This window comes from Anatilimnocola floriformis, from assembly GCF_024256385.1.
In the GTDB taxonomy this organism is placed as follows: Bacteria; Planctomycetota; Planctomycetia; order Pirellulales; family Pirellulaceae; genus Anatilimnocola; species Anatilimnocola floriformis.
Window position 1 is genome coordinate 6,047,966 of the sequence record NZ_JAMLFW010000001.1, and the last position, 13,418, is coordinate 6,061,383.

The window sequence follows — 13,418 nt, forward strand, 5'->3', positions numbered from 1 at the left end:
CGCCACACTCCGTGTGGCGCGGCCCCACGCGGAGCGTGAGGACTACACTGCCGACACTTACTGCAACGTTACATGCCCGGCGTGAACGACGACCGGCGCTTCGCCCTTGTACGCCGGCAGGTCCTTCTTCGGATCGCGGACGATTTTGCCGAGGACAATCGCCGTGTCGCCGACTTTAGCGCCATCGTCTTCCAGGCTCTTGGTCGTAACGACAGCCACGGTGAAGAGCGTTTTGTCCTTCGGACGAGTGACTTCGATCGTCGTTTCGTGCGTGCCGCCGAGCGGCTTGATGTCCTTGATCACACCGCTGATAGCGATTGAATCCTCGGTTGCGCCATCGGCCAGGCGTTGATCGCCGAGCATTGCCAGCATCGCCGAGTACTTGCGCAATTTACCGGTGAGTTCATCCTTGATCAGCATGACCTTGTCAGCGTTTTCGCCTTCGGCCATGTCGGCATCAGCGCAAAGCTTGCCGAGGTTCGAGGCCGCTTCGTAGAGATCCTTCCCCTTTTGCTGACGCACAGGGCCGGCTTCACCCGCCGAGCCTTCGAAATCTTGCAACTTGCTCACCGCTTCGGCATACGCCGTGGTGACTTGCGCCGAGCTCGCCTTGGGAGCCGGCGCTGGTGGCATTGGAGGATCGGCCGGCTTGGGGGGCATTGGTGGATCGAAGTTTTTCGGCCCAGGGATTTTGAAATCGATTCCCTTCGGATCCATGGCAGGATCTTCTGGCTCGGGTGGAATGGCCGGCGCCTTACCGGGATCAAGCGGATCGAGCATCGGCTCGACTTTGGGATCGAACTTCGGTTCGGGGATGAAAAACTCGCCCTGCTTTTTGTCTTCCGGTTTCGGCTTGGGCTTCGGCTCGGGTTTGGGAGCTGGGTCGTTTTGGGCCACCGCGCTGCCATCGGCTTTGATGCCGTACGAGTTTTCCATGACCTTGGCGGGGACGATGAACGGCATGTACTTCTTCACCGTTGGGGCGGCGCCCAGCGGATCGGTGTAACCGAGCAGCGGCGTCCACCAGCAGATCAAGTGAAACAGCACGCCGGCGCAGACACCGCCCAGCACCACCTGAATCAGCATGGCGATGGGGCCGGCCTCTTTTTTCTTCGGCTTGGCTTTGTACTTTTTCGGCGAGACGCTCGCTGGCGATTCGCCGACCGCGCCCGAGCTGTCGAACGCTGCGCCACCGGCGGTCAGATCGCTCGATACCTGATAATCCGATTCGGCGTAGTCGATGGCTTCTGGCTGGGCGAAGGCGCCGGCCTCACTCTGCGAATAGGCTGGCGAGTGAGCAGGCTTGGGACCGGCGTCGACGACGATCAGCATCGGCGGCATCTTGGCGAGCGCTTCCGACAGCGTGTATTCGTCGCGGCAGAGAGGGCAACGAACGCGGGCCTGCGGCGACAAATTGCCGGGCAGCATCACTTCGTCGCGGCAACGGGGACAAGCAACAATCGACATAAAAAACTCCCATCGGTCCCGGACTAAAACGACCGGGCCGAGGCTGACTAGTTAGACAAGTGGCCGATCGCCGCGACAAAACGGCGGATCAGCTCTACCTAATTTAACCTCCCCAGCCAGCATTCGGCTAGCAATTGCTAAAAAAGGAATCCAGCCCTCGCGGGGGCTGGCTTTCAGTCCCGCCGGATCACGAAATAGACCAGGTATTGAGGCACCCACAGGACGAGCCCCAGCGGCAAAATCCAGGCCGCGTGCCAGCTGTCGATCGTTCCGCGCCAGACGTGCGAGCTCCACAGGCCAAAAGCGAAGACCAGCAGCAGCAAGACATAGGCATTGGTCCGCCGCGCCGCCACCGAGCGGATCGGCAAGCACTCACTCGCCAGATAAGCAAACCAGGGCCCGACCGCGAATAACAGCAAACCATACGTGGCCAGTGCCCGCACGCCTGCCTGGCGATAGATGCCGAGCCCCAGGCTGACCAAAATCACGACCACCATCAGGCTCTGCAGACTGAACTGCACTAGCGGCCGACCTGAGGTTTCGGGTTCCCTATCCATACAACTTATACGCTTCGTTCGTACTGATCCGTTTTGCCCGGATCCGATTATCGCTCAGCTTTTCACCCTTCGGATCTATGTACAGCCGGCCGCTCCGCTCCTTGGCGTTCGGGTCGACGTTCATCACGTGAATGTTAAAAATGAAGGCCTTGTCGCTGGTGGCTTGAAACCAGTGAACGTTGTCTTTGTGATCGCTGACGGTCGAATGGCCACCGGGGCCGAACTGAGCGTCGATCGTCGGCCGAATGATGATGTGCTCGGCTTCATCTTCGAGGCGATCGTAGTGTTTGCCTTGAAACGTTCCCTGCAAAATCAAAAACGCCGTGGCCATGTTGTTGTGACCGTGCGGCACGACGCTGCGGCCCTTGCTCAGCGCGAAGATCTGATGGCCGAAGACAAAGCTCGTCGGCAGCCCTTCGACCTGCGGAAACTTCGCCCGCAGACTGACTTCGCCCTGATCTTTGTACTTGATGTTCTCCGTCAGCTTCTCGATATCGAGAAACTTCATCGCATCGGCCAGATCGACCTGGGCAAACAGCTCATCAACCTTCGTCTGCCACTCGGTCTGCTTCAGCTTGGCCCCTTTCACATCGTTGCTCAGGTCCTGCAGATCCTTCATCCACTTCGCGGCGAGCAACTTCATGTCGGCGGCAAACAACTCGCGCGTGCAAAGCGTTTCGAGCAGCGAGTAGGTAAGTAGCGCGCCGAGCGTTTGCTGACCGAAGGACCGCCGTGACAGGGACATGATTCCGCCTCCAAAGGTTCGCCGTTTGATTCGCGCTTATCTTGGCAGGGGAGTGGCGGGTTCGCAAACGGAATGTTCGATCAGCCGCGCTGCTTGGAAATGCGCTGACGGGCCTTGGCTTTGAAGATCGCAACCAGATCGATGTATTCGACGATCTCTGCGTATTCCGCGTGTTCGCTCGGCGTAAGCGTGCCGCTGTTGGCCTTGCGCGCCAACTGATCGATGTGTGCTTGAGTCGCGGGATCGACGCGAGTGTCCACAATCCGCTGAGCAACTTCCGGCGTGAGGCAATTTGCAATCGGTTCGAGGAACAGCTCGGCGATGTTGGTGCTCATGCCTCAATTTTACCTGACTCATGCCGCACGATCCACCAACATCAGCGGGATCAAGTGACTAACTAAAGTCCAACCCTTCAGCGACCAGCTGCGCCGCGTCGAGTTCTTCTTGCAACGGCTTGTTGGCGAAGAAAGTTGCCAACAAAAAGTCGCGGCCATTGCAAAGGCACCATAGCTGGCAATAGTCGGAGTCGCCTTCCTCGGGATTGGCGTTTTTGTAAACCGCCGAGCCGTACCTGCCGAAGGGAATTTCGCCGGAGAACGCCGTTTGCAATTCGCCCCACTCGTGATCGCGGCCGAAATCAACGGCGATGCGCACGAGCGATTCCTCATCCGGCACAGTATCCGAATCCTGCTTGAACTCAACCGTCGAGAGTTCAAACACACCGGTCGATTTTTCGTTCGTCCAGCAGAACGTCGCCGGCCCTTCGGGATCCTCGGCCGAAATATCGGCCCAGTCGTCCGGCAACCAAACTCGCAATTTCTTCGGCATATTCGTATTGTATTAAAAACGCCCCCGGTCCCGCCTCGGAGGTTCACCGGCTTTAGCACTACTGCAACTGCCCGGACCGTCATCGATCGGCGCGTACGCCACGCTGTCGGATTATTTCGACAAGCTCGGAAAACCTGGTTCGTTCGTAATCTTCGGGCAATCCAAATTCTACTCGAGGCATTGAGGGCACGATTTGCTCGGGAAGAATCCCCGACACTAATTCGTCAGCCTCTTCCCAAGTAAAGTTTCGGATCACATTGCGGCTATTCACGGATTGAAAGTAGAGCACCGGAGGGTGGTATCGTATCGCGTCGGTGGGACGATCCCAGTGCTGCACCCGTACAAAGAACTCGAACCACTCGCCGTCGGGCGAATAAAAGCACATTCCATAGGAGCCGCCGTCGCGATAGATATCGACACTGAAGACCCGCGCAATACTTACCGTTGAATTCGATGCAACAAGGATCTGGGCGGCGAGTCGGCAGGCGACGTCGCCGGAGAATTCACCGTCGAGGCCGACCTGCGTGCGTTCCGAACCGGTCACCGTGTCAACGACTCGAACTCGGCCACCGTTGGCGAGTTCGACGTGAACTTGGAAGCGATCACCGAGAGTTCCCATGATCGACTGACTTCTTGAGAACGTCGGGCGAGTAGTGCAAAAGCCGTTAAACCCCTGCCGCAGGGACAGGAGCGTTTTAATTACGGCGTGGCTGTTTCTGGCGAGTTGCCTTCGGCGGGCTTGGCTTCCGCTTCTTTATGCCGCTTCGGCTTGTAGATTTCGGTCGCCGTGCCGAAGAACGTTTCGCTGGCGTTCATCATCGTTTCGCTCAGCGTCGGGTGCGGGTGGACGGTCTCGGCCAAGTCGCGGGCTTCGCAGCCCATTTCGATGGCGAGGGCCGCTTCGCTGATGAGATCGCCGGCGCCAGGGCCGACGATGCCGCAGCCGAGGACGCGCTCGGTCTCGGGATCGAGAATCAGCTTCGTCAAACCTTCAGTCCGGCCGAGCGCGATGGCTTTGCCACTGGCAGCCCAAGGATAAACGGCGACTTCGATCGCACGGCCGGCTTGTTTGGCTTCCTGTTCGGTGATGCCGCACCAAGCCAACTCGGGATCGGTGAAGACCACCGCGGGAATGCACTGCTTGTCGAACGTCGTCGGCTTGCCGAGAACGGCTTCGACGGCGACGCGGGCTTCGTGCGAAGCCTTGTGGGCCAGCATCGGATCGCCGGCGATATCGCCAATCGCGAGGATGTGCGGATCGGCAGTTCGCATCGACTTATCGACTTCGACAAAGCCGCGAGGCGTGACGACTGCTTTAGTGTTTTCCAAACCAAGCCCGCGCGAATTCGGCTTGCGGCCGACAGCGACCAGCACGCGGTCGTAACGCTCGACGCCAAACTTGCCGGGGCCTTCAAAGGCCACTTCGACCTTGTTATCACGCAGGCCGAGCGAGCCGACTTTTGTGTTCAAATAAATGCGGTCTTCAAACAGCGCGGTCAGGTGCTTTTGCAACGGCTTGACCAGATCGCGATCGGCAGCGAGCAAGATGCCGTCGAGAGCCTCGACGACGCTGACCTTCGAACCAAGATTGGCGTAGACCGTGCCCATCTCGAGGCCGATGTAACCACCGCCGATGACCAGCAGCGATTCCGGAATGTCCTTCAGGGCGAGAGCGCCAGTGCTGTCCATCACGCGATCGCTGCCGATGTCGAACGCCGCCGGCATGGCTGGGAGCGAACCGGTCGCGACGATGCATTGATCGAACGTCAGCGTGCGATCTTCGGGAATCGACGGATCGTCCCCTTCGAGCTTCAACGTCGTGCTGTTTTCGAACGAAGCCTTCGCCGTGATGACAGTCACGTTGCGGCGCTTGGCGAGTTGCTTCAAACCGCCCGAGAGGCTCGAGATGACCTTCTCTTTGCGAGCGCGGAGCGTATCGATCTCGACCTTGGCATCGCCGAAGGTGACGCCCCAATCCTTCTTCAGTTCGTCCACTTCCTTGATGACGCGGGCGACGTGTAGCAGGGCCTTCGAAGGGATGCAGCCACGCAACAAGCACGTGCCGCCGAGTTTGCCTTCCTGCTCGACGATGACGACTTCCAGACCTTCGTCGGCTGCAAAGAAAGCAGCGGCGTAACCGCCGGGACCACCGCCGAGAACCACCAAGGGAGTATGCATCGTTGTTGCTAGGCGCAGTTGTAGGGTGGGTCGAATGTACTCATCAGGCCCACCAAACCGACGTTTGACATGGTTAGATGGTGGGCCCGCGGAGTACCGCTTGGGCCCACCCTACGTTATCCGCCTGACTAATTCTACTCGTGGCTTCTTGCAGCGAGCACGCAATCAATTAGCGCGACAGGAATTCGACGACGATATTCACGTCGACGGGCAAGCTGAAATCGTTCGGGCCTGGCACAGCCAGAACCGTGGCTCGCAGCGTTTCGCTGTCGAAGGTCACGAAATCAGGGGTCATCGTGCCACCTTCGCTGATCACACCCTTATACAGGTTGTAGATCGGTTCCTTCTTACGGACGGTGATCACGTCGCCCTGGCGGAGCTGGTAGCTCGGGCTGGTCACTTTGATGCCGTTCACAAAGAAGTGGCCGTGCACAATCCCTTGGCGGGCTTGCGGGCGGGTCTTGGTGAAACCGGCGCGGCGGATGACGTTGTCCAAGCGGCGTTCGCACAGGCTGAGCAGCTGCTCGCCGGTGTTCCCCTTCTTGGCAGCCACCATGTGGTAATACTTCCGCAGTTGGCGTTCGCCCAGGCCGTAATAATGCTTGATCTTTTGCTTCTCAGCCGAAGCTTTACCCCAGTTCGACAAGCGGCGGCCACCCTTCACGTGCATACCAGGGGGGCTTTCGCGACGGCTGTGAGCCTTCACAGCGCCTGCCGATTCATAAATCTGAGCGCCCAAGCGACGATTGACGCGGGCCTTTGGACCAGTGTAACGAGCCATCGAACAGTCTCTCCAACAGGGAAAACAAAACCTCAAGGGTGACCAAGGCGAGGCTGCAAATGCGCACGACAGCCGAATCCTCGCCAACGCAACCGCCCGAAAGCCTGACTGATTCACGCTTTAGAGCCGAATCAGGGCCGGGTGCGGCCATCGCGGAAGCCCATCAATATCGCAGTTTGTGGCAATCTGAGCAAGTGGCGAAAGGCGCTGGAAACGACCTGCGACTGACGCACTTCCGCCCGGCCTCAACGGACACCCCCATTTCAGGCGAGGGAAATATAACAGGGAATGTGACTTACAAAACGCCGTACTCTCTTTCTCAGCAATTACTTACGGCAAAAATCGCCCTAATCCCTATAACACTTTATTGCTCTTTTGAGCATTGATTATTGCAGCCAATTCGGGGGGCTGTCACTAATCAACGCGCGCCACTTGTTCACAGGCAAGAAATAGCCAACCACATCGGCTGAAACTCCAGTCGATGTGTTGAGGATGAAACGACCAATTTTTCAATGAGTAGGGCGTAGGTCGCAGTAGAAATAGTATACAAAAAGACACTTATCGTCAAGTCACGATCTATGTTGCTCTGGGGCTATTGGCCAGCAGCAAGTATCGTCACCCGTATCAGGAAGCTCGCTACTCGCCACTTCGGGACAGGATGTCCTGCCATGTTCCATTCAACCACCTGCCGCTGGGTCACACTCCTCTTACTCGTAGTGGCAGCCTTCGCGGGCTGTCGCCGGCCGCCGGCGATCATTGTCAAAAAGCGCAGGCCGCCCGTCTATTACGACACGCGTTATGAGTTGCTGCTGGAGAAAGACAAGTCGCCGCTGATTCAGGGCGCGTTTGCTCCATTTGTCGAAGTGCTCGACGAACCCGTCGCGGTCGTGCGCGCAGCCGAACAAGCCACGACCTGGGAAGTTTTCTTTGCGACCAACCGCGGCCTCGATCAAACAACGGCCGCCACCGATCAGGTCCGCTTCGGCAACGAGTCGGTCGCCACGCCCTACGTCGGCCGGGCCGAGATCATGGTTCCCCGCCGCCGACGCGGCTGCGATCCCGCGCGCGAGCCGGCCGCAGCCAAGGAAGCCAGACGCACCGAGGACGCTGCGCAGTTCGTAAAGTTCGACGAAGTGCGCGATACCACCTGGGCCGAAATGTCGGCCGGTGTCACTCGGCAAATCAACGCGTCGCGACAGAAAGATCTGCTCCTCTTTGTGCATGGCTTTAATGTGAGCTTCGAGTCGGCCCTGGTGCGCACCGCGCAGGTCGCGCTCGACATGCCCTTCAACGGCGCGGTCGTCAGTTACAGTTGGCCGTCGCAAGGTGGCATCTTCAAGTATCGCGACGACGAGCAGACAAACGCCGCCTCGGTCGCACCCTTCACGATGTTCTTGCAGCAACTGCTGACCGACGTGCTACCCGAAACACGAGTGAACATCGTCGTCCACAGCATGGGCAATCGCCTGGTGCTGAACAGCATCGCCCGCTTGCCCGCCGCAACCAAGAAACCGATCGCCGTGCTCGCCCTTTGTGCGCCGGATGTCGGCGTCAGTGATTTTCAAAAGCTCGCACCCGCGGTGGTTGCCCAGTGCGAACGTGTGACGCTCTACGCCAGCACGAGTGATTCGGCGCTCATCATCTCCAAGTCGCAGAATCAAGAACAGCGCGCCGGCGATTCGCATCCGCCCCTCGTCGTGGCCGGCATCGAAACGATCGACGTCTCTGCCGTCGATTTCAACTTCATGGGCCATAGCTACTACGGTGGCAACGTCGATGTGCTCTCCGATCTCTTCCGCCTCATCAAGCAGCGTCGCGGCCCCGAGAACTGTGCCTATCTCACGCGCGACAAAGACGCCGGCTATTGGTACTTCAGCGACTACAGTGATGAAGTGGCCTGGAGCTGGCATTTCGAAACGAGAAGATGAGCGACCAAGTGCGAGATAGGGCAATGAAACAACACGTCGGACCTCTGCTCATCGCACTCGTGCTGCTTGTGCCAGTGTTTTACATTCTGAGTTACTTGGCTTTGACCAAACCCTGCCACGCGATCGAGGTACGTGCGCCGACCAGGCGCCCCTTGGAAATTGTCGCCAACTACCGGCTTATTGGCCAACATGGCAGACACCCCTTTTGGCTCCTGGAGCAGATCGATCGCAAACTGCGCCCCAGCGCTTGGATAACGACCTGGCAGCAGCAAGGCGAAGCTCCGCGCGTTCTCTTGGAGAATGGTTCTCAAAATTAAATTGACGCTGCGTGCCGACGGCTTCACGTGTGTGGTGTGCAGGTTGTACTTCGGTTGAAAAATACGCCGCTATGTTGCTAGTCACGGAGCCCCTCCCCTACATTCAGCGAAATCCCCTTCCAGATTCGAGGAGGCTTCGCCGTGTCATCTTCTACTTCCGCTGTTGTTTGGACGTTCGTGATTGCAGCGCTCGTTGGCGTCGAATTGCAGGCGCAAGAAAAACCCGCCGCGCCTAAGTCAGTCGGTCCGCGTTTGAGCCAGGCCGAGATCAAGTCGCTGGTCAAACAACTCGGGGTCGCCAAGGAGAGCGAGCGCGATGCCGCGGTGAAAAAGCTGCAAGCCGCCGGCCTGCCTGCCATCGAGGAAGTCGGCGATGCGGCTGAGAATGGCAATAACAAAGCTCGCGACAACGCCCTGGAAATCCTGAAGACACACCTCGACAGTGCAGACCCTGAAGTGCAGTTGGCCGCGTTCGCCGAGGTGCGTCGACTCGCGACTCGATTGCCCAAATCTGCCAATTCGACGGCAGCGGCTGCACTGGTGAAGGATCACCCCGAGTTGAAGGAGAAGTGGGAAGCGGCCAAGCTGGTCATGCAGGAAAAACGAAAAGCCGAAGCCAAAGAAACGCCGCCAAAAACCGCGGCCCAACCAAAGCCGACCGCTCCAGCCGATCCCATCACGCAACTCCGCCGCCAGGCGCTCGAACAACAGCTGAAGGATGGCGACGCTGCCATCGAAAAGATCAAGAAGCTGAAACTCCCCAAGGATCAGGAAAGCCAACAGATCTCGGCAATCATGCAGGGGCTACAGAAGATTCGCGAGAACCTGAAGGAACTCGACGGCCCGAGTCGGAAGAAATAATCGTCCGCGTGCGACGTCGTTTCTTTGTTGCGCGCAGCCGTCTACATTGTCCCCAGTTGCTCTGCCCACCAACTGGGGACCCGCCATGCCTCTCCGCGTTCTGCTATTGATCGTGTTTGCGTGTTCGTTGCCAGCTGCTGCAGCTCAGCACCCCCAACCAGCATTCACGCAGCCAGTGGCGAAGGAACTGCCGAATCTGTTTCTCTGGACCGACACCTGCAATGTCTATGTCCTGAAGAACGGCGACTCGGCGCTGCTGATCGATCTCGGCAATGGCAGCGTCTTAAAGCATCTCGCCGAGATCGGCGTGAAGCGGGTCGATTGGATTCTCTTCACGCATCATCATCGCGAAGTGTGCCAGGGAATCGAACTCGTCGATCGTAGTGTCACGAAAATCGCGGCGCCCAAAGAAGAGCAGGCGCTGTTCGAAACGCCGAATGATTTTCGCAAATGGTATCCGACCCTCGGCGATCAATATTCGGTCTACGGTGCGAGCTATGTCAGGCCGCCGCGTCTGGCGATCAAACTCGATCAAGCGTTGGCAGCGAATGAAAAGTTCAGTTGGGCCGGCACCGAATTGCAATGCCTCAGTACACCAGGTCATTCTCCCGGAAGTCTGACCTATGTCTTACACCGCGGCGAACAGAACTTCGCCTTCACTGGCGGCGTGATTCACGACGGCGCGAAGCTGACCACCTGGTACGACACCGAGTGGGATTATGGATTTGCGAAAGGGATCGACACGCTGCTCGGTTCTGTCGAGCAACTGCAGAAGTTGCCAGTCGATGCCGCGTTTCCCGAGCAAGGGCCGACGCTCAAAAACGCTCGCGAGCAACTGGAAAAATATCACGCGAGGTTGACCGAGTTTCGGCGGAGCTATATCCGCGGTTATCCGGTTTTTGATATCAAGCCGCCCGAATCCGATCCGATTTCGCAGCCGACGAAAGTGCCGCTGATCAACCAGGTGACGCCGCACCTCTACAAGCTGAGTCACAAGTTGCCGGGCAAGAATTTTGCGATTCTCATTGCCGATAGCGGGCATGGCTTGGTGCTCGATGCGGGGCTGTTTCCCGAGGCTCAGCTCGACGAGATCGTCCTCGGCCTGCGGGAGCACATGGGCCTCAAGCAGATCGATGCCTTTTGGGTCTCGCACATGCACGGCGATCACTTTTTGCTCGGGCCGATCCTGAAGCGGAAGTATAGCGCGCAATGTTGGACGCTCGACCGCATCGTCGACAAGCTCGAGCATCCGCGGCGGTACGATTACTCCGCGCTCGTCAGCGCCTACAAGGATGGCTTCGATGGGATGAAGGTCGACAAGGGTTTCAAGAGCGGCGAAAGCATCGAGTGGGAAGGGTACAAGATTCAGGTCGATTGGATGCCGGGACAAACCGAGAACGGCTGTGCGCTGTGGACGGAGATCGATGGCCAGCGGATTGTGTTCACTGGCGACAACCTCTTCGGCAACTCCGCCGATCCGAAGCAAAACGGCAATGAAGCCGTCGTCGCTCGCAACAGCGCGATCTTCGAAGAGGGCTACATCCTCGGGAGCAAGTATGTGCGCGATCTGAAGCCCGACATCGTGATGGGGAGTCATTCGTACGTCATGCCCAAGCCGGCGGCGTTTTTGCAGCGGTATCACGAGTGGTCGATCGCGATGCGCGACATGTATCGCGATCTGCTGCCGGACAAGAACTACGAATATCAGTTCGATCCCTATTGGGTTTCGGCGTATCCCTATCGCACCGATCTATCGAGCGGCGAGGAACAAACGATCACAGTCACGGTGCGCAATTTTCGCGATGCTCCGCAGCAGCATCACATCGTCTTGAGGCTACCACCCGGCGTGAAAGCCGAACCGGCAGTGCTCGATGGCACCGTGCCGGCGAAGGAGCGGAAGAGCTACACCGTGAAACTCAAAGCCGATGTCGGCAAAGCGCAGGCCGGCCTGCAACTCGTGCCGTTTGACATTACGCTCGATGGGAAAACGCACGGCGAGCTGTTTGATTTTTTGATCAAGGTTGAGAAGTAGCATTTGCAGAACAAAACCTCGCGACCACCGGCCTTGTGCCGGTGGGGCGCTCACTGGTCAGCTACAAGCCACTCACTATAGCTCCTCGCGACCACGGGGCTTGCCCCCGTGGAGCGATCACTTCGCTGCTACCAAGCCGAGCAGTGATGGCCCCCTCGGCACAAGGCCGATGGTCGCCGGATTTTTCTAAGTGCATTGTGTAGCTAACCAGTGAGTGCTCCACTGGGACGAGCCCAGTGGTCGCAATTGCGGAGGTGTTGAAATGAAATATGTCATCGCTTGTTTGCTGTTCGTGATCGCTCTTCCTCTGGCAGCCGCCGAACAACTGCGTGTCGGTTTCGCCGCAGCCGAGATCACGCCAGAGCTCAAAGAGAACAAGCCAGTGTGGCTCGCCGGCTACAGCGCCGGCCGGCGCGCGACGGGTGTGCATGATCCGTTGTTCGTGCGAGTCGCGGTGATCGATGACGGCGCGCGTCGAGTCGCGATGGCGTCGGTAGATCTCATCGGTTTGCAGTACGAAACAGTGCAGCGGATTCGCGCTCGACTGCCGAAGCTGCATTACGTACTCGTTGGCAGCACGCACAATCACGAAGGCCCCGATGTAATCGGCATGTGGGGCCGCAGCTTGATTCATCGCGGCGTGGATGATGCTTATCTCGACCTGATCGTCGATCGGACCGTGCAAGCCATCGAACAGGCGCAGGAAAGACTCGCGCCGACCACGGCAGCCTACGGAACGGCCGATGATGACTCGCTCGTCGGCGATTCGCGGTTGCCGATCGTCAAGGATTCGGTGCTGCGATTACTGGCCTTTCGCAACGGCGAAAAAATGGCCGGCCTGATCGTGCAATACAACAGCCATCCGGAATCGATGGGCTCGGAGAATACGCTTGTCACCGCAGACTTCTGCGCGGCCACCGTCGCGAAGTTATCGAAGGATCACAACTGCCCTGTCGTCTATTTGTCTGGTGCGGTCGGCGGTTTGCTCGCGCCGCCCGAGGGAGTGATCAAAGATGACGCTGGCAAAGAACTGCTCGAGGGTGATTTCGCGTACTGCACGAAGTATGGCGAAGCCGTGGCCGACCTCGCGACGAAAGCGGTGAAAGCTGCCGAGCCCTGTCGCCTCACGCCGCTATCGGTTAGCAGCGTGCAGCCGTTGCTGCCGGTCGAGAACCAACTGTATCGCGCCGGGCGAGCGCTTGGCGTGCTGCGGCGCAAAGCTTTCGCCTGGACTGGCGATCCGTACAAGGTTGGCGAAGCTCTCGAGAAATCCCCAGCCGATGCTCAGATGGCCATTCAAACCGAAGTGGCCGTGCTGCGACTTGGCGAGATTCCGGTCGCCTGCATTCCGGGCGAGCTCTATCCCGAGTTGGTCTACGGCAAGTTTCCCGCCGCGGCTGAGGCGGGAGTCGATTACCCCGACGCACCACTCGAGCCGCATCTCACCAGCATCATCGCCGAAAAACGCTGGCTGCTGATCGGCCTGGCCAACGACGAGGTCGGCTACATCATTCCACGGCGGCAATGGGACTCAGTGGCTCCCTACGCCTACGGCCGGGCAACATCGCAGTACGGTGAAATCAACAGCTGCGGCCCAGGTGTGGCACCCGTGATTATGGCAGCGCTGAAAAAGGCATTTGACCAACGCCCCTAAAGGCTCCGCTAGCACCCGTATTTCCATCTGGCCCCCATGAGCGGCAATCGGTAATATCCCGCCGCTTCTA

General features: G+C 58.6%; 13 protein-coding genes. 5 read left to right on the top strand and 8 right to left on the bottom strand.

All coding sequences use genetic code 11. The features are described from left to right. Positions 1-57: 57 nt before the first annotated feature. From M9Q49_RS24030 to rpsD, 8 genes are all read right to left on the bottom strand, one after another. On the bottom strand, positions 58-1,467 hold the full coding sequence (locus tag M9Q49_RS24030) for a hypothetical protein (protein WP_254511558.1): 1,410 nt from the start codon (positions 1,465-1,467) through the stop codon (positions 58-60). A 173-nt stretch (positions 1,468-1,640) separates the two neighbouring features. Next, positions 1,641-2,024 (bottom strand): hypothetical protein, encoded by a 384-nt coding sequence (locus M9Q49_RS24035; protein ID WP_254511560.1) that lies wholly within the window; start codon positions 2,022-2,024, stop codon positions 1,641-1,643. Continuing rightward, positions 2,017-2,769, bottom strand: a complete 753-nt coding sequence (locus M9Q49_RS24040) for a hypothetical protein (protein WP_254511562.1) — start codon at positions 2,767-2,769, stop codon at positions 2,017-2,019. Before M9Q49_RS24040 ends, M9Q49_RS24035 begins: the two co-directional genes overlap by 8 nt. A gap of 80 nt (positions 2,770-2,849) precedes the next feature. Then, positions 2,850-3,104: a hypothetical protein gene (locus M9Q49_RS24045; protein WP_254511564.1), complete on the bottom strand. Its 255-nt coding sequence runs from the start codon at positions 3,102-3,104 to the stop codon at positions 2,850-2,852. Positions 3,105-3,162: 58 nt separating this feature from the next. Continuing rightward, entirely contained in the window at positions 3,163-3,597 is a 435-nt protein-coding gene (locus tag M9Q49_RS24050) for a hypothetical protein (protein ID WP_254511565.1), read from the bottom strand. Between the two features lie 79 nt (positions 3,598-3,676). Continuing rightward, positions 3,677-4,141, bottom strand: a complete 465-nt coding sequence (locus M9Q49_RS24055) for a hypothetical protein (protein ID WP_254511566.1) — start codon at positions 4,139-4,141, stop codon at positions 3,677-3,679. A gap of 155 nt (positions 4,142-4,296) precedes the next feature. Then, positions 4,297-5,775: a dihydrolipoyl dehydrogenase gene (lpdA, locus tag M9Q49_RS24060; RefSeq protein WP_254511567.1), complete on the bottom strand. Its 1,479-nt coding sequence runs from the start codon at positions 5,773-5,775 to the stop codon at positions 4,297-4,299. A 169-nt stretch (positions 5,776-5,944) separates the two neighbouring features. Then, the gene (rpsD, locus tag M9Q49_RS24065; RefSeq protein ID WP_254511568.1) at positions 5,945-6,556 is read right to left on the bottom strand and encodes a 30S ribosomal protein S4; all 612 of its coding nucleotides are present in this window, start codon (positions 6,554-6,556) and stop codon (positions 5,945-5,947) included. 668 nt (positions 6,557-7,224) lie between these two features. On the opposite strand from rpsD, the gene M9Q49_RS24070 reads away from it, so the two are divergent. The 5 genes from M9Q49_RS24070 (at position 7,225) to M9Q49_RS24090 (ending at position 13,348) form a co-directional block, all read left to right on the top strand. Beyond that, positions 7,225-8,484, top strand: a complete 1,260-nt coding sequence (locus M9Q49_RS24070; protein WP_254511569.1) for an alpha/beta hydrolase — start codon at positions 7,225-7,227, stop codon at positions 8,482-8,484. Between the two features lie 23 nt (positions 8,485-8,507). Further along, positions 8,508-8,801: a hypothetical protein gene (locus M9Q49_RS24075; protein WP_254511570.1), complete on the top strand. Its 294-nt coding sequence runs from the start codon at positions 8,508-8,510 to the stop codon at positions 8,799-8,801. A gap of 141 nt (positions 8,802-8,942) precedes the next feature. After that, positions 8,943-9,662: a hypothetical protein gene (locus M9Q49_RS24080; protein WP_254511571.1), complete on the top strand. Its 720-nt coding sequence runs from the start codon at positions 8,943-8,945 to the stop codon at positions 9,660-9,662. An 85-nt stretch (positions 9,663-9,747) separates the two neighbouring features. Then, positions 9,748-11,694: an MBL fold metallo-hydrolase gene (locus M9Q49_RS24085; protein WP_254511573.1), complete on the top strand. Its 1,947-nt coding sequence runs from the start codon at positions 9,748-9,750 to the stop codon at positions 11,692-11,694. Positions 11,695-11,956: 262 nt separating this feature from the next. Then, positions 11,957-13,348, top strand: a complete 1,392-nt coding sequence (locus M9Q49_RS24090; protein ID WP_254511575.1) for a neutral/alkaline non-lysosomal ceramidase N-terminal domain-containing protein — start codon at positions 11,957-11,959, stop codon at positions 13,346-13,348. The last annotated feature ends 70 nt before the right edge of the window (positions 13,349-13,418 follow it).